Raw genomic sequence first — 22,665 nt, 5'->3', positions numbered from 1 at the left:
GGGCGCTTAGGCCCGTTCAAATCCGCGGGCGATTTCCCAATCGGTGACGGTGCGGTCGAACTCTTCAAGCTCCCACTCGCCGGCGCGGGTGTAGTGGTCGATCACGGCATCGCCCATGGCAGCGCGCAAGAACGCGGAGTTGCGCAGGGTTTCAGTTGCGTCGCGCAGGCTGCGAGGAATGTCGCCCGCCTTGGCATCCTCATAGACGTCGCCCTTGGTCGGTGGCGCCAATTCCATCTGATCTTCGATCCCCTTGATCCCTGCAGCCAGCATCGCGGCCTGAGCCAGATAGGGATTAAGGTCTGATCCACCGATGCGGCATTCGACCCTGATCCCCTTGGTTCCGTCCCCGCACAGTCGGAACCCTGCGGTGCGGTTGTCGACGGACCAGACGGTTTTGGTCGGGGCAAAGGTGCCCTTGGCAAACCGTTTGTAGCTGTTGACGTAAGGGGCCAGGAAGTAGGTGTAATCCGGGGCATAGGCGATCAGCCCCGCCATGTAGTGGCCCATCAGCCTGGACATGCCATAAGGCTGATCGGGGTCGTAAAAGGCGGGCGTTTCCCCGGTCCAGAGCGATTGATGCACATGGCTGGACGAGCCGACCCTGTCCGCATGCCACTTGGGCAGGAATGTCGCGGCATGGCCATTTTGCCAGGCGATCTCCTTGATCGCGTGTTTGGCGATGCTGTGGTGATCGGCGCAATCCAGCGCCGGAGCGTAACGGATGTTCAGTTCCTCCTGTCCGCTTTCCGCCTCGCCCTTGGTGTTTTCGACGGGCAGACCGGCGGCAAAGAGATGGTTGCGGATGGGGCGCATGACCCCTTCCTCCTTGGTGGTCTGAAAGATGTGGTAGTCTTCATTATAGCCGCTGATCGGCGTCAGATCACGAAAGCCGCTTTTGCGGATGTGATCCAGACTGCCCTCAAACAGAAAGAACTCCAACTCCGTCGCCATCATCGCGTCAAAGCCCAGGGCTTTCAGTCGCGCAATCTGTTCCTTGAGGATCTGGCGGGGCGCATGTGGGATGGGTTCGTGCGTGTGGTGATCAAGGATGTCGCACAGAACCATTGCGGTGCCATCCAGCCAGGGTACGGGTCGGATGGTGCCCAGATCGGGCCGCATCACATAATCGCCATAGCCCTTTTCCCAACTGCTGGCGGCATAGCCCTCGGGGGTCGCCATTTCGAGATCCGTAGCCAGCAGATAGTTGCAGCAATGCGTTTCGCGATGCGATGTTTCGACAAAGTTCACCGCGTGGAACCGTTTGCCCATCAATCGGCCCTGCATGTCGACAAAACAGACAAGCACAGTATCGATCTGCCCGTCGCGCACGGCGGCTTTCAAATCATCAAAGGTCATGGGGGAGGGCATTTTTGGTTCCAATCCGAGGCGAGGCGTATCCCGGTCGCTTGCGACCGCACGCGGCCATGAGTATGGCCGGGTCATTCGGCATTATGGGGGCGGCGTGGCACGTGGCAAGCCTGCACGCGCCCCTGTTGCGCCTTTGATCACGGTGCATCACAAAAAACAGTCAATTCGACGCATGGCGCTTTATCGCTTGCTATGTGGCCGGGATGCTTTATCGCGGTTCCTCAAAATCACGCGACGCAGGCATGGCAGACTTGAGCAATACCAATCAGACAATGGCGCCGCGCGACTGGGTGAAAGTCCTGGCGAAGTATCGCGAACCCGACACGCTGCGCAGCAGCTTTGAGCTGGGCATCAGCCTGATCCCTTTTGTGGCCCTTTGGGTGCTGGCCTGTTGGGTCGCGCAGTACAGCTATCTCGGGGCTTTCCTGATCTCGGCTGTGAATGGCGGCTTTCTTTTGCGCCTGTTTTGTATTCAGCACGATTGCGGCCACGGATCATTCTATGACAACCGCAACCTGAGCGATTGGATCGGTCGTGCGTTAGGCGTTGTGACTTTGACCCCTTACGATGTGTGGCGCCGCTCTCATTCGATCCATCACAGCCATGCCGGTGACCTCGATCACCGGGGTATTGGGGACGTGATCACGCTGACCGTTGCGGAATATCACCAGCGAACCGCCTTTGGCCGGTTCCTTTACCGCGCCTATCGGCATCCGATCATCATGTTCGGCCTTGGCCCCACATATCTGTTTATCCTGCAGAACCGGTTACCCTTGGGGTTCATGGATCAGGGGCGCAAATACTGGATCAGTGCCATGGGCACCAACGCGGCCATTGCGGCGATCCTCGGCACCATCGTCTATTTTGGCGGCTTGCAGGCTCTGTTTCTAGTGTTTCTTCCGACCACGCTGATTGCTGCGTCCGTTGGCACTTGGCTCTTTTACATCCAACACCAGTTTGAAGAGACGCATTGGGATCAGGGCGAAGATTGGCAACTGCACGAGGCCGCACTGCACGGTAGCTCGCATTTTGATCTGCCGCCGATCCTGGCCTGGTTCACGGCCAATATCGGCATTCATCACGTCCATCACCTGTATAGCCGCATCCCCTTTTACCGTCTGCCAGAGGTCCTGCGCGACCACGAGGAACTGGTGGAGTGCAGCCGCATGACCCTGATGCAGAGTTTCAAATGCGCCGGTCTGGACTTGTGGGACGAGAAAAGCCGCAAGCTGGTATCATTTCGCAAAGCACGCGGATTTGCGGCGACGTAGATCTAAAGTATGTCCGCCCACACCATCCACGCGACGAAGCCTGCGCCGACCAGCAGCAAATTGAATACGATGGCGCCCGCCACGGCCATCATCCGGCCCTTGCGCTGATCGGCACGGTCGATGGTCTTGAGATGTGCGACCACTTTGGCTTCGGCCGTGTCCAGCGCCGCGCCATCCACCTGTTGCATCAGCTTTGGGTGCCCGCCCAAGCCTTGCGCCTTGACGATCCGTTCCGCCTCGTTTTGGAGCCGCTTGGGCAGACGACGCCCTGTCTTGCGCAGCGCCTTGGCGAGAGTTGTCGCTCTTACGCCATAGGCTGTTTCCAAACCGCGCAGGACGCGGGTGGCACGGGCGTCTATGCTTTGTTGGGTTTCCATGGGATACTCTTATCCGGCACTGTGCTGCGCCTCAATCCCTCTGGTCGTGGGGCCCGTTTCGGGCTAAGGCTCCGGCCATGCTAGCCTATTCAGAGTTCGGTTCCGCCACGGGAACACCGCTGTTGATTGCCCATGGCCTCTATGGCTCGGGCCGGAATTGGGGCGTCATTGCCAAACGGTTGTCTGACACGCGAAAGGTTGTCACCGTGGATATGCGCAACCACGGGTACAGTTTCTGGTCAGACGCCCATGGCTATGAGGACCTGGCACTGGACCTGTCCGAAGTCATCGACCATATCGGCGCGCCGATGGACGTTGTGGGCCATTCGATGGGGGGCAAGGCCGCAATGATGCTGGCGCTGACCCGCCCCGAAACGCTGCGCCGCCTTGTGGTTGGCGATATTGCGCCCGTTGCCTACAGCCATAGCCAGATCCAGTTTATTGACGCCATGCGCGCCGTTGACCTTGGGGCGGTTGCTCGGCGTTCGGATGCCAATGCTCAACTTGCCGATTTGGGCGTCGACCCGGCGCTTTGCAGTTTTCTGACCCAGTCGCTGGACGTGGCGGGCAAGAAATGGCGGTTCAACCTGGATGCTTTGGCGCAGAATATGCCTGCGATATTGAGCTTTCCTGAAGTGCAGACCCGTCATGACGGCCCCGTCCTGTTTCTGTCGGGGGGCGCGTCCGAATACGTGGCGCGCGATTATCGGCCTACGATCACCGGGCTCTTCCCCAATGCCCGTTTCGCCAAGATCCCGAAGGCCGGACATTGGCTGCATGCTGAATTTCCACGCGAATTTGAAGGCACCGTGAGGGCATATCTGGACGCACCCGATGTCTAAGACTTGACGCAAACCCGGTGACTGCCCCATTTTTACGTTCAGTCGACGTGTGAGGATCGGTGTTATGTGGGACAAGCTACTGGATCGCTTCTTGACCGGAATGATGGTTCAAGACCGTCTATCGGTAACATACCCTGATGGTGCAACACGCGACTATGGGCCCGATACCGGTGCTCAAGCCCATTTGCAGATTACCGAAACGGCGGCCTTGCGTGCTCTGATCCTGAACCCCGATCTGGGTCTGGGCGAGGGATATATGGACGGCAAGATCACGCCCCTCAACTGTTCGCTGGACGACACATTGGCGATCATCATTCGCAACCGTTACGCGGGTAGCCTGCCGCCTTGGATGCTGATGGCCAATCGCGCGCGGTTTCATATGCGCCGCTTTATCCAGCACAACGCCCCCAGCACTGCGCGTAAAAATGTGGCGCATCATTACGACATTTCGGATGACCTATACGCGATGTTCCTGGATGAGGACATGCAGTATTCCTGCGCCTATTTCTCGGACCCTGACATGACGCTTGAGCAGGCGCAGATCGCCAAAAAGGCCCATATCGCGGGCAAGCTGAGGCTTGAACCGGGGATGCGTGTGCTCGATATCGGGTGCGGCTGGGGGGGCATGGCGCTGACATTGGCGCGAGACTATGGCTGCCAAGTGACCGGTGTGACGCTGAGTGAAAACCAGCTTGCCACTGCACAGGGCCGCGCCGAGGCGGCAGGGTTGGCTGATCAGATCGAGTTCCGCTTGCAGGATTATCGCCACACCCAAGGTACCTTTGACCGCATCGTGTCAGTGGGGATGCTGGAGCATGTGGGGGTGCCGAATTACGGTCAGTATTTCGGGCGCGTGGCCGAATTGCTTGATCCCAATGGGGTTGCTCTGATCCATACTATTGGTCGCTCTGGTCCGCCGCAGGCACACAGTTCGTGGATCAACAAATACATCTTTCCCGGGGGCTATGTGCCCTCGCTGTCCGAACTTGCGCCGACGATGGAAAAATCCGGCCTGTGGCAGACCGATATCGAGGTGTGGCGGTTGCACTATGCCAAGACGATCCGCCATTGGCGCGACCGCTTTGACGCTCACATCGACGAGATAAGTGCCATATATGACGACCGGTTCATTCGTATGTTCCGCTATTACCTGACGGTCTGTATCCTCGCGTTCGAACACCAGATGCAGGGTGTGTACCACTTCCAGCTGGCGCATAAACGGGACGCCGTGCCGCTGACGCGGGATTACCTATATCCAGCTGACCCTTTGTCACCCAAGGCAAAGACGACACCCAGCGCGGCACTGGCCGGGTCATAGGGGTGCACCCTACTTTGACAATACGTGGCCTCGGGCGGGGTTTGGCCAGATTGCGTGAAAAATCGTCGGTGGCGCTTAAACCTAAGGCACGTCAGTCATGGGCGATATTCTCTAGATGAAAGTCAAATGGTGTGCCATTTGGTCCCCCGCCGGTCATGATAATGTCTGCACTGCTGATACCAAAAAGGTTGATCTGGCCGTTGATCTGGCTGAGCAGGGCAGAGCTCAACACGTCCCCTTCCTGAACCCCAGAGGCAACGCCGATATAGAGACGCGGCTGAAATTGGAACGCGGCCTTTTGGCATGGCGCGATGCCTGTCTTTTGCGCCAAGAGTTTGCCGTCTCTGTAAATACAAATGTCGATCGCCCCTTGCGGAAGGTTGTTTTGCGCAAGAACCTCGTTTGGTGATGCCGCCGTGTTGGATGCAAGGCGCAAAATATCCCCCGACCCATCATTGATCATTTCGTAGGCGTTTCCGTTATCCGCCGTGATCTGAGGCGTATAGCTGCCATAGGAATCGCGCGCCGACATATCGAAAAGGATTGGGTAGACAAAGCGATGATTGTCCAGCTGTCCGACATTCTGGATCACGCGCCAGGCAACTGTCAGTTCGTCGAAGTCAACTGCGACATTCTGCTGATAGATCACAATCCCTGAATTGTTAGTATCGGCTGACTTGTTGATAAAGTTCAAATTGATGTTTTCTACGCTCATTTTCGCGGCCCTTTGCCTTGCATGACCACAACCATATCAAGAGCCGCACGATAAATCCGCCGAAAACGCCCGCGGTTCATGAGGGCATGGTGGCATGTCTGCAATATGCGCCCGTTATCGCCCTTGCACCTGCCCCCGCGATGCCTATAACGCAGGACAATTTGCACATTCCGGGGGGCCTTCGATGCCAAAGCGTACCGACATTCAGTCGATCATGATCATCGGCGCGGGTCCTATCGTTATCGGTCAAGCCTGCGAGTTTGACTACTCGGGTGCACAGGCCTGTAAGGCACTGCGCGAGGAAGGGTACCGCGTTATTCTGGTGAACTCGAACCCGGCCACGATCATGACCGATCCGGGCCTGGCGGATGCCACGTATATCGAGCCGATCACCCCAGAAACCGTCGCCAAGATCATCGCCAAGGAGCGGCCCGACGCGCTGTTGCCGACCATGGGTGGTCAGACCGGTTTGAACACCTCCCTTCAGCTCGAAGAGATGGGCGTGCTCGACAAATACAATGTCGAAATGATCGGCGCCAAACGCGAAGCCATTGAAATGGCAGAAGATCGCAAACTTTTCCGTGAAGCGATGGACCGGTTGGGCATTGAAAATCCCCGGGCCACAATCGTGACCGCGCCGGTGGATGAGAACGGCAACAAGGACCTGGCCGCAGGCGTTTCCATCGCGCTTGAGACGCTTGAAGACATCGGTCTGCCTGCAATCATTCGTCCCGCCTTCACCCTGGGCGGCACAGGCGGCGGCGTGGCCTATAACCGCGACGATTACATGGCGATTTGCAAGTCTGGTATGGATGCCAGCCCCGTCGGTCAAATCCTCGTGGATGAGAGCCTGCTGGGCTGGAAAGAATACGAGATGGAGGTGGTGCGCGACACTGCCGACAACGCCATCATCGTCTGCTCGATCGAGAACGTGGACCCGATGGGGGTGCACACGGGCGATTCGATCACCGTCGCCCCCGCGCTGACCCTCACGGACAAAGAATATCAGATCATGCGCAACCACTCGATCGCCGTTTTGCGCGAGATCGGCGTGGAAACGGGCGGCTCGAACGTGCAATGGGCGATCAACCCCGAAGACGGGCGCATGGTCGTGATCGAAATGAACCCGCGGGTCTCACGCTCTTCTGCGCTGGCGTCCAAGGCCACGGGGTTCCCCATCGCCAAGATCGCGGCAAAACTGGCCGTTGGCTTTACGCTGGACGAGTTGGACAACGACATTACCGGCGTCACGCCTGCATCCTTTGAACCCAGCATCGACTACGTCGTCACCAAAATCCCGCGCTTCGCGTTCGAGAAGTTTCCCGGCGCCGAGGCGACTTTGACCACCGCGATGAAGTCGGTGGGCGAAGTCATGGCTATTGGCCGGACTTTCCACGAGAGCCTGCAAAAGGCGTTGGCATCGATGGAAACGGGCCTGACCGGTCTCGACGATATCGACATCCCCGGCGCGCCCGATCATGCGGCCATCGTCAAAGCGATTTCTGTTCAGACGCCCGACCGTTTGCGCCTGATCGCCCAGGCTATGCGCCACGGGCTGTCGGACGATGAAATCCACGGCGTGACCATGTTCGATCCTTGGTTCTTGTCCCGCATCCGCGAGATTGTCGATGCCGAGGCACTGGTTCGCAAGGACGGCCTGCCCATGACCGAAGAAGGCCTGCGCGCCCTGAAGATGATGGGCTTTTCCGACGCCCGTCTGGCCACGTTGACGGGCCGGGACGAAGTGCAAGTGCGCCGCGCCCGTGAAAACCTGGGCGTTGTCGCCGTGTTCAAACGGATCGACACCTGCGCCGCCGAGTTTGAGGCGCAAACGCCTTACATGTACTCGACCTACGAGCATCCCGTGTTCGGCGACGTAGAATGCGAGGCCCGCCCGTCGGACCGCAAAAAGGTCGTCATTCTGGGTGGTGGTCCGAACCGGATCGGGCAGGGGATCGAGTTTGATTACTGCTGCTGTCACGCCTGTTATGCGCTGACCGATGCGGGCTATGAGACGATCATGATCAACTGCAACCCGGAAACGGTGAGCACGGATTATGACACTTCGGATCGTCTGTATTTTGAGCCGCTGACCTTCGAGCATGTGATGGAGATCATGCGGGTCGAGCAGGACAACGGCACCCTGCACGGCGTCATCGTGCAATTCGGCGGTCAGACGCCATTGAAGATTGCGCAGCAGTTGCATGATGCGGGTATCCCGATCCTGGGCACCAGTCCCGACGCCATTGACCTGGCCGAAGACCGCGAGCGGTTCCAGCGTCTGGTGCAGGACCTCGGTTTGAAACAACCCAAGAACGGCATCGCCCATTCTGATGCCGAAGCGCTTGAGATCGCCGAAGATATCGGCTTCCCCCTCGTCATTCGTCCGTCCTACGTTCTGGGCGGTCGCGCGATGGAGATCGTGCGGGATATGACCCAGCTCAACCGCTATATCTCCGAGGCGGTTGTGGTGTCGGGCGACAGCCCCGTGCTGCTTGACAGCTATCTGGCGGGTGCAGTCGAGTTGGATGTCGATGCGCTTTGTGACGGCACCAACGTCCACGTGGCAGGCATCATGCAGCATATCGAAGAGGCGGGCGTCCACTCGGGCGACAGCGCCTGTTCGCTGCCGCCATATTCGCTCAGCAAGGACCTGATCGCAGAGATCGAAGTGCAGACTCACGCCTTGGCCAAAGCCCTGAACGTGGTCGGCCTAATGAACGTGCAATTTGCCATTCAAGGGTCTGAGATTTTCCTGATCGAGGTTAACCCACGCGCCTCGCGCACGGTGCCGTTTGTTGCCAAATCTACCGACAGCGCCATCGCATCCATCGCAGCGCGGGTCATGGCCGGTGAGCCGTTGACCAACTTCCCGCAGCGCGCGCCTTATGATGCCGATGCAAGCTATGACAGCACCTTACCGCTGGCCGACCCGCTGACGCTGGCCGATCCGAATATGCCGTGGTTCTCGGTCAAAGAGGCGGTTCTGCCCTTTGCCCGTTTCCCCGGTGTCGATACGATCCTGGGGCCAGAAATGCGATCGACAGGTGAGGTCATGGGCTGGGACCGGACTTTTGGCCGCGCCTTCCTCAAGGCGCAGATGGGGGCGGGAATGGTCCTGCCCGGCGAAGGCTGTGCATTCGTGTCGATCAAGGATGCGGACAAGACCCCGCAATTGCTGGATGCTACGAAAATCCTGACAGAGCTTGGCTTTACCATGATTGCCACGCGCGGCACGGCCAAATGGTTGATCGAAAATGATGTGCCCTGCGGCACCGTCAACAAGGTCTATGAGGGACGCCCCGATGTCACCGACACGATGAAGGACGGTGGCGTGCAGCTTGTGATCAACACCACCGAGGGCGCGCAGGCCGTCGAGGACAGCAAATCCATCCGCTCTATCGCGCTCTATGACCGGATCCCTTACTTCACCACCGCCGCAGGTGCCCATGCGGCAGCGCTTGCGATCCGTGAACAGGCACAGGGCGATGTGGGTGTCAAGGCGCTGCAGGGCTAGGCTGCCCCGTTGATTGTTGCGACCCGGCTTGGCACAGTGACGGCCTCAGCCCAATCCGCATCATGTAACAGGACATGCCATGGCCGCACTGACCCCGCCGATCTGCGACTGTGACTGGCCCGCGCCGGAATTTGCCTTGCTGGCTACCGATGGACGGACTTATTCGCGAGGTGACGTGGCGGGGCCGAATGGAATGCTGATCCTGTTCATCTGCAATCACTGCCCCTTCGTGATTGCCATCCTCGACCGGCTCATCCGTGACGTGCGCGACGTTCAAGAGCACGGAATCGGCGTGGCCGCAATTTGCTCTAATGATCCGGTAGCCTATCCGGCTGACAGTTTTGAGAACATGGGCAAGATGGCGCAAGAGCGCGATTTCCCCTTTCCCTATCTGCATGATGTCGACCAATCCGTGGCGCACGCCTATGGCGCCGTTTGTACGCCGGATTTCTTTGGCTTTGGCCGGGATATGGGCCTGCAATACCGTGGCCGTCTGGATGCATCCAAATTGGAACCACCGCCGGATGGGCAACCGCGCGAGTTGTACGATGCGATGGTGCAAATCGCGAAAACGGAGCAGGGGCCAAGGGAACAGACGCCGTCCATTGGCTGTTCGATCAAATGGAAGACTTAAGAGATGCAGATTGAAAAACTGGATCATGTGAACCTGCGCACCGCACAGCTGGACGCGATGATTGCATGGTACCGAGATATTCTAGGGCTGCGCCGCGGCGAACGGCCCGATTTCGGTTTTGGCGGGGCCTGGATGTATGCAGGCGACACGGCAGCCGTGCATCTGGTCGAAGTGGACGGCGCGCCCGGGGCAGGATCAGAGCTGTCGCTCAAGCTTGAGCATTTTGCATTTACCGCCTCTGGGGTGCCCGAGGCGTTTGCCGCACGTTTGACCGAAACAGCCACGCCATTTCGGCGTTCCGAGTCTCAGGAAACGGGGCTGATCGCGTTCAATATCCGGGATCCCGACGGCAACCATATCCATGTGGATTTTGCGAACGCGGGTTAAGACGCGTGGGGTTTCAGGTGACTGTATCTGACGCCATACCGACTCGTTTGTCTCAGTCGTTGGCCAAAATGGGCCGATCTAACGCTTTTGCGTTGCTCAATTTATAGGCGAACGGCCCTTTTTGAGGCATTCATTTAGGCAAATGCGGGCTTTGATGCGGTCATGCCCATCCCGTCGCTAGTCATGTCGCGTGGCATAAGCAGAGGGTATGGAGCCCAACGACGGGTACGAACGCCGCGCGGCGGATCATCCTGGCAGATTACCTCCACCGCGCGACTACAACATCACTGTTGCGGGCCCAGACTACACCTGATGGGTCGTAGACAAAAGCGGCTGTTGTGCCGTCTTTGGTCCCCGCAGCGACAACAGGGACCTGATAAATCATGGCTCAAAAGCTGAAACTTACCTCTTACGTGACGGGCGCACTGCTGGCCTCAACCAGCCTCGTGGCCGCCGAATGCGCAGACCCTGTTAAGGTCGGCGTGCTGCATTCGCTGTCCGGCACCATGGCGATCTCCGAAACGACACTCAAAGACACCATGCTGATGCTGATCGAACAGCAAAACGCCAAGGGCGGTGTTCTGGGTTGCGAGATTGAGGCCGTGGTCGTCGACCCCGCCTCTGACTGGCCCCTCTTTGCCGAAAAAGCCCGCGAGTTGCTGACCGTGTCCGAGGTTGATGTGATCTTCGGCTCCTGGACATCGGTGTCGCGCAAATCCGCGCTGCCGGTTCTTGAGGAATTGAACGGCCTGATGTTTTACCCCGTGCAATACGAGGGCGAGGAAAGCTCGCGCAACGTATTCTACACCGGTGCCGCCCCCAACCAGCAGGCGATCCCTGCGGTGGATTACTTCCTTGAGGAACTGGGCGTCGAGAAATTCGCGCTCTTGGGCACCGACTATGTCTATCCTCGCACAACCAACAATATCCTTGAGCAGTATCTGCAGGACAAGGGCATTGCCGCCGACGATATCTTTGTGAACTACACGCCATTTGGCCATTCCGACTGGGCGACCATTGTGGGCGACGTTGTGGCCCTGGGTGAGGATGGCAAGCAGGTTGGCGTGATCTCGACGATCAACGGTGACGCCAATATCGGGTTCTACAAAGAACTTGCGGCGGCTGACATTTCCGCCGACGACATTCCTGTCGTGGCCTTCTCCGTGGGTGAAGAAGAGCTGTCCGGCCTCGACACCTCGAACCTTGTCGGTCACCTGGCGGCCTGGAACTATTTCCAGTCGGCTGAATCCGAAGCCAACGCCGAGTTCATCGAAGCGTGGAAAGCATTTGCCGGCGAAGAGCGCGTGACCAATGACCCGATGGAGGCTCACTACATCGGCTTCAACATGTGGATCAACGCAGTCACAGCGGCGGGCACTACGGATGTGGATGCGGTTCGTGCCGAAATGTATGGCCAGGAATTCCCGAACTTGACCGGCGGCACCGCCGTCATGTTGCCCAACCATCACTTGGCCAAGCCTGTCCTGATTGGCGAGATCACAGCCGAAGGTCAGTTCGACATCATCAGCCAAACGGCCGAAGTGCCCGGCGATGCCTGGACCGATTTCCTGCCTGCTTCTGCCGTTCTGACGTCGGATTGGAAAGAGCTGGGTTGCGGCATGTACAACACCGAAACCGAGACCTGCGTTCAGTTGACTTCGAACTACTAAACGTTTTGCGCGGGGCGGCTGTTGTGCTGCCCCGCGCGTTCAATACCCCAAAGGCCTGCCGCACATGCGCTATCTCGTTCTCGCCCTTGCCGTCTGGCTAGGCACATTCGTTTCCGCGCAGGCTCAGACCGTGCAAGATATCTTGCAGGTCCACGCCGATGAAATCGCCAAGCCTTCTCGCCGGTCTGTCAGTGTGGCTCTGGATGATCTGGTGGCTTCTGGTCTGCCCCAAGTCCCGGTCTTTCTGGAACAATGGTCGGCCCGCAACGTTTGGCAGCGTGATGACGGTCAGTTCTTTATCGGCGATGCCGATGGCGATGATCTGGCCCTGACGGATATCGACACAGGCGCGGCGAGCTTCGCCCTAAAATCCGAATTCACCCAAATCCGCCCCAATGGCGGCGTACGTAGGGTCATTGGCACGGCCCTTGTCCAATTCCAGCTCAGCGACCCTGATCTTGGGCGTCGCGAAACCGCCGTCGCCTCCATTGCCCGCAGGCCCGAGGCGGCCCAGCTTGCCCCTCTCCTGGCGTCCATTGAGGGCGAACCTGACGCAGCGCTCAAGGCCCGCAAAGTCCAACTTGCAAACTTCCTTTCCGCGCGTTTTGCGGACGACCCCGCCGACAGGATCGCTGCAATCAACAGCCTGTCCAGCGACACCAGTGTCGAGGCGCGCAGCGTGTTGAACCAAATTCTCACGACCGAACCGGGGGTCAGCGCGTCTGAGCCTGAAGGTAACATCGCCCGTGTTCTTGATCCGATGATTGACCCTGATGGGTTTTATGCACAATTGGTCGAGGCTGAGCTTGCGCCGTCACGCACGCCTCCAGATGTGATCCGCGCTGCCCTTGAGGCAAATGTGGTCGAAGGGCGTGTTGGTGATGTTCCTGTTGCCCAGCTTGGTACGGATCAAATGCGCGAGGCGGCCTATGCCCAACTGGCGGATGCTGGGCTGGTTGCCTCGTTGGTCACTGTTTCGGATCGTGATGCGGCAATCGCGGCTCATGTGTTCTTTGAGACTTATGACGAAGCTGACCCAACGATTACTGCGGCAGCCGAGGCGGCACTGGCGTCCGTCGAGCAGCGCGTCGCCTTTGCTCAGGCCGCGGATCTGGCGCTGGACGGGTTGTCGCTTGCGTCGATCTATTTCCTCGCGGCCATCGGCCTTGCCATCACCTTTGGCGTGATGGGCGTCATCAATATGGCGCATGGTGAATTCATCATGATGGGGGCTTACACAGGCTATGTCGTCCAGCTGTTCATCCCGGATTACACTTTGTCGATCATCGTGGCGCTGCCGCTGGCCTTTGCAATCACCTTCGGCGCAGGTGTTTCGATGGAGCGGTTGGTGATCCGCCACCTCTATCACCGCCCGTTGGAGACGCTGTTGGCCACCTTCGGCATCTCAATCGCATTGCAACAACTGGCCAAGAACATCTTTGGCACCCAGGCCCGCCCGTTGACCTCACCCGGTTGGCTCGACGGGGCGTGGGTCATCTCTGACGTAATCCAGATCAGCTATATCCGCATCGCAATCTTCATTCTGGCACTCTTGTTCCTTGCCCTCATTCTTTACGTTCTGAAACGGACCCGGCTGGGGCTGGAAGTCCGCGCCGTCACGCAAAACCCCGGTATGGCCGCCTCCATGGGTATCAATCCCGATCGGATCAATATGCTGACCTTTGGCCTTGGGTCAGGTATCGCTGGCATCGCGGGCGTGGCCATCGGGCTTTATGCCAAGGTGACGTCTGAAATGGGCACCGACTATATCGTCCAATCTTTTATGACGGTCGTTGTCGGCGGGGTCGGCAATGTCTGGGGGACGCTCTTGGGGGCATCGATGATCGGTTTCCTGCAAAAAGGGATCGAGTGGTTGAACCCGTCCAACACGCTGGCGGCACAGACCTATATGATCCTTTTCATCATCCTTTTCATCCAATTCCGACCCAAGGGCATCATTGCCCTCAAGGGACGGGCGGCGGCGGACTGATCCCATGCAAAACACCTTCATCGCCCGTAATCCTTCAGTCTTGTGGTTCCTTGCCGCTCTGGGCTTGTTCACGGCCATCGTAACGCTGATGTCCGAGGCGACGGGGGTCGGCCTGATCTCCACCTCTTTCGTCAAGACGCTGGGCAAGACGCTCTGCCTTTGCCTCATTGCCATCGCTATGGACGTGGTCTGGGGCTATTGCGGGATACTGTCGCTTGGCCATTTCGCCTTTTTCGGGATCGGCGGATACGCCATCGGCATGTGGCTGATGTATGCGCGGACGGAGGCCATCGTGGTGCCGAACCTAATGGCCCAGACCATCCCGCCTACACCGCAGGAAATATCGGACGCCATCGGCAATCAGATTTTCGGCGTGGTGGGCAGTTCGGAATTTCCCATGATCTGGGGTTTTGCCGACAGCCTGTTTCTGCAGCTGCTGATGGTTGTTCTCGTTCCGGGCCTCCTCGCGCTGGTCTTTGGCTGGTTGGCCTTCCGCAGCCGGGTTACGGGCGTTTACCTGTCGATTCTGACGCAGGCGATGACGCTCGCCCTCGCCCTTTACCTGTTTCAGAATGATAGCGGCTTGCGCGGCAACAACGGCCTCTCGGGCCTGCAAAACATCCCCGGGTTCGAGGACACGCCGCAGGCGACCATCTCCATCGTCTTCTTCCTCGCCTCTGCCTTTGCGCTGGCCGCTGGCTACGTGTTCTTCGCCTGGATTGTGTCTGGCAAGATGGGAAGCGTCGTCAAAGGGATCAGAGACAATGAGGCGCGCGTGCGGTTTCTGGGATATCACGTGGAAAGCTACAAGCTTTTCATCTTCACCATCACGGCCATCGTGGCTGGCATCGCGGGCGCGCTCTATTACCCGCAAGCGGGCATCATCAACCCCGGAGAGATCGCACCCATCGCTTCCATTTACCTAGCTGTTTGGGTGGCCATCGGCGGGCGCGGGCGGCTTTATGGCGCGGTCATCGGCGCGGCGTTCGTCTCGCTGCTCTCCAGTTGGTTCACCGGCGGTGGGGCACCGCCTATAAACCTAGGGTTCTACACGATCCAATGGACGGATTGGTGGCTTGTACTGCTTGGCGTGTCTTTTGTCGCCGTCACGCTCTTCTTCCCAAAGGGCATCGGCGGGCTCTTTGACTATCTGGTGAGGAAACAGCCATGAGTACGCTTTTGGAGGTCTCTGGCGTCACAGTCACATTCGACGGCTTTCGCGCGATCAACAACCTGTCGGTCCAGTTCGCCGAGGCCGAGCTGCGCGCCATCATCGGGCCGAACGGGGCGGGCAAGACCACGTTCATGGACATCGTGACGGGCAAGACAAAGCCGGACGAGGGCAGCGTGATCTGGGGTGACAAGAACACCTCGCTGCTGGGCATGTCCGAAAGCCAGATTGCCCGTGAGGGCATTGGCCGTAAATTCCAGAAACCCACCGTGTTTGAGGATCAGACCGTGCGCCAGAACCTCGCTATGGCGCTGAAAAACCCGCGTGGGCCGTTTGCCGTTTTGATGCATAAAAAGACGCCCGAGAACGCCGCCCGGATCGAAGAGATCGCGACCGAGATCGGCCTGAGCGATCAACTGACCCGCACGGCAGGCGAGTTGAGTCACGGCCAAAAGCAATGGCTTGAGATCGGGATGCTGCTGGCTCAGGACCCCAAGCTGCTTTTGGTCGATGAACCGGCGGCGGGCATGACGGTGGAGGAGCGCGAGAAAACCACAGACATTCTGCGCCGCGCGGCCGAGACGCGCGCCGTTGTCGTGGTCGAACATGACATGGAATTTGTGCGCAGATTGGGGTGCAAAGTGACGGTTTTGCATGAAGGGTCTGTGCTCGCCGAAGGCAGCCTCGATCATGTCACCTCGAACAAGACGGTTGTCGACGTTTACCTGGGGCGTGCCCATGCTTGATGTTGCAAATCTTGATCTGCACTACGGGCAAAGCCAGATCCTTTATGACATCTCCTTTGCTGCCAAACAGGGGCAGATTACGGCTCTGATGGGCAATAACGGGGTGGGTAAGACGAGCCTGCTCAAGGCCGTCGCGGGGCGGCACCCGGCCTCTGGCGGCGCGGTGCAGGTAGATGCCAAACCGATGCGCACGGTCACCGCCTTTGACGCCGCGCGCGCAGGCATCGCCTATGTCCCGCAAGGGCGCGAAGTGTTCCCGATGATGAGCGTGCAGGAAAACCTTGAGACCGGTTTTGCCTGCTTGCCCAAGGCGGATCACGGCGTGCCGGACCACATCTTTGACCTCTTTCCGGTGCTGCGTGACATGCAGGCGCGGCGCGGTGGCGACCTATCCGGCGGCCAGCAGCAGCAACTCGCCATCGCGCGGGCGCTGATAACGCGGCCCAAGGTTCTGTTGTTGGACGAGCCGACCGAGGGCATTCAGCCCAATGTCATAGACCAAATTGGCGATGCTTTGCGCCTGCTCAGGACCCAAGGCGAGATGGCCATCGTCCTGGTCGAACAGAACGCCGATTTCGCTTATGCGCTGGGCGATGATTTTGTGTTGATGGAAGGGGGGCGCGTCAAACGGCGGGTTGCCAAGGATGCCTATTCCAAAGAAGAGTTGATGCAGGATCTGGCGCTGTAGTCAGGGGCGAACCCCGCCATGCCAGCGCATCGCGGGGTCCGAAATCTTATAGGTTTGGATAGAGTGGGAAGCGGGCACACAAAGCGCCAACCTCGGCCTTTACACGATCTTCGACCGCGCTATTGCCGTCCTCACCATTCGCGGCCAAGCCGTCCACGATCTGGTTGATCCAGTCCCCGATCTGGCGGAATTCAGGTTCGCCAAATCCGCGGGTCGTGCCCGCAGGCGATCCCAGACGGATACCGGATGTGATCATCGGTTTTTCGTCGTCAAAGGGCACACCATTCTTGTTGCAGGTGATATGGGCACGGCCCAGGGCCTTCTCGGTGGCGTTGCCCTTGACCCCTTTGGGGCGCAGGTCGACAAGCATCAGATGCGTGTCGGTGCCGTGGGTCACGGTGTCCAACCCGCCCTTGTGCAGCTGATCGGCCAATGCCTGGGCGTTCTTGATCACCTGCTCTTGGTATAGCTTGAAGGACGGGTCCAACGCCTCGCCAAAGGCCACAGCCTTGGCCGCGATCACATGCATCAGCGGGCCGCCCTGAATGCCGGGGAAAATGGCCGAGTTGAACTTCTTGGCCAGGGCCTCGTCATTGGTCAGGATCATGCCGCCACGGGGGCCGCGCAGGGTCTTGTGGGTTGTGGTGGTCGCCGCATGCACATGGGGCATCGGGTTGGGGTACAATCCAGCGGCGATCAAACCGGCAAAGTGAGCCACGTCGGCAAGCACATAGGCACTCACCTTGTCCGCAATCTCGCGGATGCGGACAAAGTCGATCTGGCGCGGAATGGCCGAACCGCCCGCGATGATCATCTGGGGTTTGTGCTCAAGCGCCAGCGCTTCCATCTGGTCATAGTCGATGTCGAGGGTGTCGCGACGCACGCCATATTGGATGGCGTTGAACCACTTGCCCGACTGGTTGGGCTTGGCGCCGTGGGTCAGGTGGCCGCCTGCGTCCAGCGACATGCCGAGGATAGTGTCGCCAGGTTGCAAGAGTGCCTGAAACACACCCTGGTTGGCCTGAGAGCCCGAGTTCGGCTGGACGTTGGCAAAGCCACAATCGAAAAGCTGCTTGGCCCGCTCGATCGCCAGTGTTTCGGCGACATCCACATACTGGCAACCACCATAATAGCGACGGCCTGGATAACCCTCGGCGTATTTGTTGGTCATCACCGACCCTTGCGCCTCAAGCACGGCTTGGGACACGATATTCTCGGATGCGATCAACTCGATCTCGTCGCGCTGGCGGCCCAGCTCATCGCGGATCGTGCCAAACAGCTCGGGATCACGGTCGGCCAGGGACTGGGTGAAAAAACCATCGGTGCGGTGCGTCGCATTCATCGACACTCTCCTTTTCGGGGGCATGAATCGGTGTAAACTTGCGCCGTTTCCTATCGGAAACCGCAGCGATGGCAAAGGATGTAAAGCGACTTTGTGAGCGGAAGATGCGGCAACGCTGGTAAGCTGCGAAATTATATGGTTCTTTTGGCGCAGAACGTCGGCAATAGGAAACGTGAATGAGCCTCAGGATCGCCTTTGCGGCCAGCCGGGCGGCCGTGGCCCAGACGGCACGGGCCACCCTGATTGGGCGCTATGGCAACGTTCCGTTGGACGAGGCAGAGGTCATTGTGGCCTTGGGTGGCGATGGTTTTATGCTGCAAACCTTGCACGACACCGAACACCTCAGCGTGCCTGTTTACGGTATGAACCGGGGCACAATCGGCTTTTTGATGAACGAATATGCCGAAAGCGGGCTGACCGACCGTTTGCATGCCGCAGAAGAGGCCGAAATCAACCCCCTGTCGATGACAGCGTGGGACAAGAACGGCTATGCGCACAAGGCGCTGGCCATCAACGAGGTGTCGCTGCTGCGTGCAGGTCCCCAAGCGGCCAAGCTGCGGATCACCGTCGATGGTCGGCTGCGGATGGACGAACTGGTCTGTGATGGTGCGCTGGTTGCAACACCTGCGGGCTCAACAGCCTATAATTATTCGGCGCACGGGCCGGTTTTACCCATTGGCTCTGATGTGCTCGCGCTCACCGCTGTGGCCGCCTTTCGCCCCCGCAGGTGGCGTGGGGCGCTTTTGCCAAAGACGGCCCATGTCCGCTTTGACGTGCTTGAGATCGACAAGCGCCCAGTAATGGCCGAGGCGGATTCGCGGTCTTTTGACAGTGTGGCGGCGGTCGAGATACGATCAGAGCCCAGCATATCCCATCGCATCCTTTTCGACCCGGGCCACGGGCTCGAAGAGCGTTTGATCTCGGAACAATTCACATGAGCCTGCGCGACCCGGCGCCGCGCAGTTTGTGCACCGATTGCGGTGTCTCGCGCATGGCCGATCCGTCGGCATGCGGAGCGGCATGCCAGTTTATCAAGCCCAACTATCCGGCGATGGAACAGGTCGTGCACGGTCGCGCGCGCGGGCAGGGGGACGAGCTGTTTTTTGGCCCTGTGCAGGCGATGCATCGCGCCCGGATGGCTACCCCGGCCAAAGGCGCGCAATGGACGGGGATCACGACGGGGTTGGCGGCTGACCTGCTGGCAACCGGCAAGGTCGATGCGGTTCTGACAATGGTGCCCGATGCCAAGGACCGCTGGAAACCCCAACCCGCCTTGATCACCGAGGCCGCCGATATGAGCCGTGCACGCGGCATGCGCATGGGCTATGCCCCCTTGCTGGCTTTGCTGGAAGAGGCTCAGGAGCGCGGCTTTGCCCGCCTCGCCGTCATAGGTATACCATGCCAAGTCTATGCACTGCGCAAACTCGAAGCTGACCTTGGTTTCGACCGCCTCTACGTCATTGGTACGCCCTGTTCTGACAACACCACAACCGAAAATTTTCACACCTTCCTAAGCTTGCTGGACGAAGATCCTGACAGCATCAGCTATCTTGAGTTTCGGGCCGACTACCGCGTCGAAATCCGCTTTGATGACGGGCGGGAGCGGCTGATCCCCTTTCTTCAATTGCCTATCTCTGACTTGGCTTCAGATTTCTTCCCACTCACGTGCCGCACCTGCGTGGACTACACCAATGTGCTGGCGGACATCACGGTGGGGTATATGGCTGGCGAGGGCGATCAATGGGTGATCGTGCGCAACGCGCGTGGGGCCGAGATGCTGCAAAGCCTCGGCGACCGGATCGTTCTTGAACCCGTCGGGTCACGCGGCAAACGGCAGGCGGCTGTCAAAGGGTTCATCGCCAACACCGCCCGTGCGGCAGGCGGGTTGCCGTTGCGTAGGATGCCGAACTGGGTCCGCCCCATCGTCAGTTGGTTGCAGCCGCGCACGGGGCCGCGGGGGCTGGAATTTGCGCGCACTCGGGTCGAGATGAAAGCCGCGGAGACGATCCTGCATCTGCGCCAAGCGATGCCCGCCAAAATGAAGAACATGGTGCCTGATCATGTCTGGCGGATTGCTGCACCGTACGGTCTGACGCCGGAACCAGGCGAACGAGCCGAGGCAAACGACAACGGATTGCGGTAACGCTGTTAGGCGTACCCATTGGTCCGCCACGGCTGGCACTGCGTGATCGCTTGGCCTGCTGAGGCGCGCGTGCTACGCTTACCCACTGGGCATTAAGACCCGAGCAGTTGGCACGCATGACAGCACTCAGCAAATATGATCGGCTCGAAGCGACGGGCCTGTGGCGCCCCAGCCCGACCGCGCAACGGCGCGAAGTCGTCGTGTCCATCGGGGATGCGACGCTTGTGATCTCGGATCTGAATGACACAGCTCTCACCCATTGGTCACTGGCGGCCATCGAAAGGGCGCCGCCCGAGGGCACAGGCGCCACCTTTTTCCCAGATGGCGACCCGGACGAAACACTCGATCTTGACGCTGCTGAGGCGGAAATGATCACTGCGATTGACACTTTGCGCAAGGCCGTAGCCAAGGCACGCCCACGGCCCGGGCGGTTGCGCTGGTTGGGGGCTGCTTTGTCAGGCTCTGCCGTGGCGGCGCTGGCAATCTTCTGGTTGCCGGGTGCGTTGGTTGAACATGCGCTCAGGGTCGTACCGCCGGTGAAAGAGGCCGAAATCGGCATCGCCCTGCTGGCGCGGATCGAACGGGTCTCGGGCCCCCCGTGCCGCAGTACCGAAGCCGCACCTGCGCTCAAGGCGCTGGCAGGCCGCACTGGCGTTGCCCGCGTTGTAATCCTGCCCGGCGGTGTGCGCGAGGCGCTGTCATTGCCCGGAGGCACGGTTCTGTTGAACCGCGCGCTCGTTGAGGATTTCGAAGAACCTGATGTCGCCGCAGGCTATGTTCTGGCCGAGAAGGTGCGGAGCACGGCCGTCCATCCGTTGCGTCAGGTGCTCGAACATGCAGGTACGCGGGCCACGGCAACGCTGTTGACGACGGGGGTGATGCCTGAACGCGCGCTTGACGCATTTGCCGAGGCACGGCTTGCCAATCCGATGGCTTTTGTGCCCGCCGAAGACTTGCTTCCAGCCTTTGCCGACGCGCAAGTGCGCAGCACGCCCTACGCGCGCGCGCGCGACATCTCAGGCGAGGAAACGCTTGATCTGATCGAGGCCGATCCAATGGGTGGCACAGTGCCGGACCCCATCATGCGCGACGCCCAGTGGCTACAGTTGCAGGCGATTTGCGAAAGCTGAGGTCACTTGCGCACAAAGGCGTCGTTGAACCCGGCTTGCCGCGCCTGTCCCAAAGCGCGCCGTGTCTTTTCGGCGCTATCGAAGGGCCCTGCCAACACCAGGCGATAGGATTTGCCGCCACGCTTGAGGGTGCCCATACGGGCGGGCAATCCGGTCCTGGCCAAACGCTGGGCCGCAGCCTTGGCATTGGCGTCACTGCCAAACATACCAACCTGAACATATTGTCCACGGGTCACAGCCTTTGGCTTAGCCGGTTGTGCCTGCGCTTTCGCTTTGGGTTGGATTACCGGCGCCGGAGCAGAGCGGGTGGACACGGTGGGCTGTCTGACGGGCGCTGATCCATTGCGCACAATCCGTTTCATCAACAGACCGTCACGGCGGACGATTGTGACGGTGCCCAGATCACGCTGTTGCGTGGCCATATCGGTATAGGGATAGACGAGGGCCACGGTGCTGGTCACATCACGGCCGGTGTTACGCTCAATCAGACGCCGGGGCACAGTCTGGGTCCAGATCAGACGGCTGCGTGCAATCCCTTCAAGGGTCTGTTCCGCACGGCGCGGATTCAACCGATCATCCTCCCAGACGGCACGATATCCGGCGGGCGGTTGGGTGACGGTGTCGGCGCGGCGGTTGTCATAGACATGGCGGGGCACAACTCGGGTCTGTTGGGTCACAACGGTGCCAGCCGTTGCAGTGGTGGCGGCATCTGCAACGGGCCGAATGGTCTGTGGGCCACAGCGAACCGGCAGATCGGTGCCCGAATTGATATAGCGTTGGCTGATGGGCGACGCACCCGGACAAGCGGCTTGCCGGGTGCGCACCGTGTCAGTTTTGGCCACTGTGCGGGGTTGAGGTGCTGCTTTTGCCGGTGGGGCCTTGACCACTTTGGGTGCTGGCGTGGGGCGCGCGACTGGGGCCACTACCGCTGGACGACGCACAACGACGCGGGGGGCAGGCTTGGGCGCGGGGGTGGTCGAAACCCGTGGGGTCGGCGCCGGTTTGACAGGCGCGGGCTTGGCCGCAGGAGCGGTGGCGACCCGGGGCGCAGGCGCTTGGGCCGCGGGGGCAGGTGCGGGCGGGGCCACAGTGATCTGAACAGGTGCAGCAGCCGCTGGGGCTGCTGCGGGCGCGCCTTGCGCTACACGGCTCGGGGTCTGACCACACAACAACTGGCGTTGGCGGTTGACGCGCGGCACCCAGGTGACATTGCCGTCAATGCCCGCGCGAATATAGACACAACCCTTGCTGTCCACATATTGGGTGCCTTTGTACGAGGCGGGCGGAAACTCTGCCGGGGCCTGCACATCGCGCAGGTTTTGCGCATGAGACAAACCAACCCCAAACGATGCT

19 protein-coding genes are annotated in these 22,665 nt (G+C 59.7%); 14 read left to right on the top strand and 5 right to left on the bottom strand.

Going from position 1 to position 22,665, the window contains the following annotated elements; genetic code table 11:
* Nucleotides 1-6: 6 nt before the first annotated feature.
* The gene (locus tag Q1A44_RS08255) at nucleotides 7-1,371 is read right to left on the bottom strand and encodes a glutamine synthetase family protein (protein WP_299622629.1); all 1,365 of its coding nucleotides are present in this window, start codon (nucleotides 1,369-1,371) and stop codon (nucleotides 7-9) included.
* A 242-nt stretch (nucleotides 1,372-1,613) separates the two neighbouring features.
* Between Q1A44_RS08255 and Q1A44_RS08250 the strand changes: the two genes are divergently transcribed.
* Nucleotides 1,614-2,642 (top strand): fatty acid desaturase, encoded by a 1,029-nt coding sequence (locus Q1A44_RS08250; RefSeq protein WP_299622626.1) that lies wholly within the window; start codon nucleotides 1,614-1,616, stop codon nucleotides 2,640-2,642.
* 2 nt (nucleotides 2,643-2,644) lie between these two features.
* Here the strand turns inward: Q1A44_RS08250 and Q1A44_RS08245 are convergent, their stop codons facing one another.
* Nucleotides 2,645-3,019: a hypothetical protein gene (locus Q1A44_RS08245; protein WP_299622623.1), complete on the bottom strand. Its 375-nt coding sequence runs from the start codon at nucleotides 3,017-3,019 to the stop codon at nucleotides 2,645-2,647.
* A gap of 77 nt (nucleotides 3,020-3,096) precedes the next feature.
* Here Q1A44_RS08245 and Q1A44_RS08240 point away from each other — a divergent pair, with 77 nt between their 5' ends.
* A complete protein-coding gene (locus tag Q1A44_RS08240; protein WP_299622620.1) occupies nucleotides 3,097-3,861 on the top strand; it encodes an alpha/beta fold hydrolase in 765 nt (254 codons plus the stop codon).
* Nucleotides 3,862-3,925: 64 nt separating this feature from the next.
* Complete coding sequence (locus Q1A44_RS08235; RefSeq protein ID WP_299622617.1) at nucleotides 3,926-5,179, top strand: cyclopropane-fatty-acyl-phospholipid synthase family protein; 1,254 nt, start codon at nucleotides 3,926-3,928, stop codon at nucleotides 5,177-5,179.
* 91 nt (nucleotides 5,180-5,270) lie between these two features.
* Here the strand turns inward: Q1A44_RS08235 and Q1A44_RS08230 are convergent, their stop codons facing one another.
* Nucleotides 5,271-5,894: a hypothetical protein gene (locus Q1A44_RS08230; RefSeq protein ID WP_299622614.1), complete on the bottom strand. Its 624-nt coding sequence runs from the start codon at nucleotides 5,892-5,894 to the stop codon at nucleotides 5,271-5,273.
* A 184-nt stretch (nucleotides 5,895-6,078) separates the two neighbouring features.
* Between Q1A44_RS08230 and carB the strand changes: the two genes are divergently transcribed.
* The 8 genes from carB to urtE all read left to right on the top strand — a co-directional run bounded on the left by carB (nucleotide 6,079) and on the right by urtE (nucleotide 16,697).
* Complete coding sequence (carB, locus tag Q1A44_RS08225) at nucleotides 6,079-9,411, top strand: carbamoyl-phosphate synthase large subunit (protein WP_299622611.1); 3,333 nt, start codon at nucleotides 6,079-6,081, stop codon at nucleotides 9,409-9,411.
* A gap of 79 nt (nucleotides 9,412-9,490) precedes the next feature.
* Entirely contained in the window at nucleotides 9,491-10,045 is a 555-nt protein-coding gene (locus Q1A44_RS08220) for a thioredoxin family protein (protein ID WP_299622608.1), read from the top strand.
* A 3-nt stretch (nucleotides 10,046-10,048) separates the two neighbouring features.
* A complete protein-coding gene (locus Q1A44_RS08215; protein ID WP_299622605.1) occupies nucleotides 10,049-10,432 on the top strand; it encodes a VOC family protein in 384 nt (127 codons plus the stop codon).
* Between the two features lie 383 nt (nucleotides 10,433-10,815).
* Entirely contained in the window at nucleotides 10,816-12,102 is a 1,287-nt protein-coding gene (gene urtA / locus Q1A44_RS08210) for an urea ABC transporter substrate-binding protein (protein ID WP_299622601.1), read from the top strand.
* Nucleotides 12,103-12,166: 64 nt separating this feature from the next.
* Complete coding sequence (gene urtB, locus Q1A44_RS08205) at nucleotides 12,167-14,092, top strand: urea ABC transporter permease subunit UrtB (RefSeq protein WP_299622598.1); 1,926 nt, start codon at nucleotides 12,167-12,169, stop codon at nucleotides 14,090-14,092.
* Nucleotides 14,093-14,096: 4 nt separating this feature from the next.
* On the top strand, nucleotides 14,097-15,263 hold the full coding sequence (gene urtC / locus Q1A44_RS08200; protein WP_299622595.1) for an urea ABC transporter permease subunit UrtC: 1,167 nt from the start codon (nucleotides 14,097-14,099) through the stop codon (nucleotides 15,261-15,263).
* Nucleotides 15,260-16,009 (top strand): urea ABC transporter ATP-binding protein UrtD, encoded by a 750-nt coding sequence (gene urtD / locus Q1A44_RS08195; protein WP_299622592.1) that lies wholly within the window; start codon nucleotides 15,260-15,262, stop codon nucleotides 16,007-16,009. The genes urtC and urtD overlap by 4 nt, the downstream gene beginning before the upstream one ends.
* Nucleotides 16,002-16,697, top strand: coding sequence for an urea ABC transporter ATP-binding subunit UrtE (gene urtE / locus Q1A44_RS08190; protein WP_299622589.1), 696 nt, complete (start codon nucleotides 16,002-16,004; stop codon nucleotides 16,695-16,697). Before urtD ends, urtE begins: the two co-directional genes overlap by 8 nt.
* 46 nt (nucleotides 16,698-16,743) lie before the next feature.
* Here urtE and glyA read toward each other — a convergent pair whose 3' ends face one another.
* The gene (gene glyA / locus Q1A44_RS08185) at nucleotides 16,744-18,039 is read right to left on the bottom strand and encodes a serine hydroxymethyltransferase (protein WP_299622586.1); all 1,296 of its coding nucleotides are present in this window, start codon (nucleotides 18,037-18,039) and stop codon (nucleotides 16,744-16,746) included.
* 176 nt (nucleotides 18,040-18,215) lie between these two features.
* Here glyA and Q1A44_RS08180 point away from each other — a divergent pair, with 176 nt between their 5' ends.
* The 3 genes from Q1A44_RS08180 to Q1A44_RS08170 all read left to right on the top strand — a co-directional run bounded on the left by Q1A44_RS08180 (nucleotide 18,216) and on the right by Q1A44_RS08170 (nucleotide 21,312).
* Entirely contained in the window at nucleotides 18,216-18,977 is a 762-nt protein-coding gene (locus tag Q1A44_RS08180; RefSeq protein ID WP_299622583.1) for an NAD kinase, read from the top strand.
* Entirely contained in the window at nucleotides 18,974-20,182 is a 1,209-nt protein-coding gene (locus tag Q1A44_RS08175) for a Coenzyme F420 hydrogenase/dehydrogenase, beta subunit C-terminal domain (RefSeq protein ID WP_299622580.1), read from the top strand. Before Q1A44_RS08180 ends, Q1A44_RS08175 begins: the two co-directional genes overlap by 4 nt.
* Nucleotides 20,183-20,298: 116 nt before the next feature.
* Nucleotides 20,299-21,312, top strand: coding sequence for a hypothetical protein (locus tag Q1A44_RS08170; RefSeq protein ID WP_299622577.1), 1,014 nt, complete (start codon nucleotides 20,299-20,301; stop codon nucleotides 21,310-21,312).
* 2 nt (nucleotides 21,313-21,314) lie between these two features.
* Here the strand turns inward: Q1A44_RS08170 and Q1A44_RS08165 are convergent, their stop codons facing one another.
* Nucleotides 21,315-22,646 carry an SPOR domain-containing protein gene (locus Q1A44_RS08165; protein ID WP_299622574.1) on the bottom strand — a complete coding sequence of 444 codons (1,332 nt, stop codon included), beginning with the start codon at nucleotides 22,644-22,646 and terminating at the stop codon, nucleotides 21,315-21,317.
* Between the last annotated feature and the right edge of the window lie 19 nt (nucleotides 22,647-22,665).

This window comes from uncultured Tateyamaria sp., assembly GCF_947503705.1.
Classification (GTDB): domain Bacteria; phylum Pseudomonadota; class Alphaproteobacteria; order Rhodobacterales; family Rhodobacteraceae; genus Tateyamaria.
The sequence above is the reverse complement of the archived record's forward strand: the minus strand, read 5'-3'. Positions and strand labels throughout refer to the sequence as shown.

What these genes read in the sequence shown, in the direction of transcription:
- Q1A44_RS08255 (WP_299622629.1), bottom strand. Translation starts at nt 1,371, where the DNA reads ATGCCCTCCCCCATGACCTTTGATGATTTGAAAGCCGCCGTGCGCGAC.
- Q1A44_RS08250 (WP_299622626.1), top strand. Translation starts at nt 1,614, where the DNA reads ATGGCAGACTTGAGCAATACCAATCAGACAATGGCGCCGCGCGACTGG.
- Q1A44_RS08245 (WP_299622623.1), bottom strand. Translation starts at nt 3,019, where the DNA reads ATGGAAACCCAACAAAGCATAGACGCCCGTGCCACCCGCGTCCTGCGC.
- Q1A44_RS08240 (WP_299622620.1), top strand. Translation starts at nt 3,097, where the DNA reads ATGCTAGCCTATTCAGAGTTCGGTTCCGCCACGGGAACACCGCTGTTG.
- Q1A44_RS08235 (WP_299622617.1), top strand. Translation starts at nt 3,926, where the DNA reads ATGTGGGACAAGCTACTGGATCGCTTCTTGACCGGAATGATGGTTCAA.
- Q1A44_RS08230 (WP_299622614.1), bottom strand. Translation starts at nt 5,894, where the DNA reads ATGAGCGTAGAAAACATCAATTTGAACTTTATCAACAAGTCAGCCGAT.
- carB (WP_299622611.1), top strand. Translation starts at nt 6,079, where the DNA reads ATGCCAAAGCGTACCGACATTCAGTCGATCATGATCATCGGCGCGGGT.
- Q1A44_RS08220 (WP_299622608.1), top strand. Translation starts at nt 9,491, where the DNA reads ATGGCCGCACTGACCCCGCCGATCTGCGACTGTGACTGGCCCGCGCCG.
- Q1A44_RS08215 (WP_299622605.1), top strand. Translation starts at nt 10,049, where the DNA reads ATGCAGATTGAAAAACTGGATCATGTGAACCTGCGCACCGCACAGCTG.
- urtA (WP_299622601.1), top strand. Translation starts at nt 10,816, where the DNA reads ATGGCTCAAAAGCTGAAACTTACCTCTTACGTGACGGGCGCACTGCTG.
- urtB (WP_299622598.1), top strand. Translation starts at nt 12,167, where the DNA reads ATGCGCTATCTCGTTCTCGCCCTTGCCGTCTGGCTAGGCACATTCGTT.
- urtC (WP_299622595.1), top strand. Translation starts at nt 14,097, where the DNA reads ATGCAAAACACCTTCATCGCCCGTAATCCTTCAGTCTTGTGGTTCCTT.
- urtD (WP_299622592.1), top strand. Translation starts at nt 15,260, where the DNA reads ATGAGTACGCTTTTGGAGGTCTCTGGCGTCACAGTCACATTCGACGGC.
- urtE (WP_299622589.1), top strand. Translation starts at nt 16,002, where the DNA reads ATGCTTGATGTTGCAAATCTTGATCTGCACTACGGGCAAAGCCAGATC.
- glyA (WP_299622586.1), bottom strand. Translation starts at nt 18,039, where the DNA reads ATGAATGCGACGCACCGCACCGATGGTTTTTTCACCCAGTCCCTGGCC.
- Q1A44_RS08180 (WP_299622583.1), top strand. Translation starts at nt 18,216, where the DNA reads ATGAGCCTCAGGATCGCCTTTGCGGCCAGCCGGGCGGCCGTGGCCCAG.
- Q1A44_RS08175 (WP_299622580.1), top strand. Translation starts at nt 18,974, where the DNA reads ATGAGCCTGCGCGACCCGGCGCCGCGCAGTTTGTGCACCGATTGCGGT.
- Q1A44_RS08170 (WP_299622577.1), top strand. Translation starts at nt 20,299, where the DNA reads ATGACAGCACTCAGCAAATATGATCGGCTCGAAGCGACGGGCCTGTGG.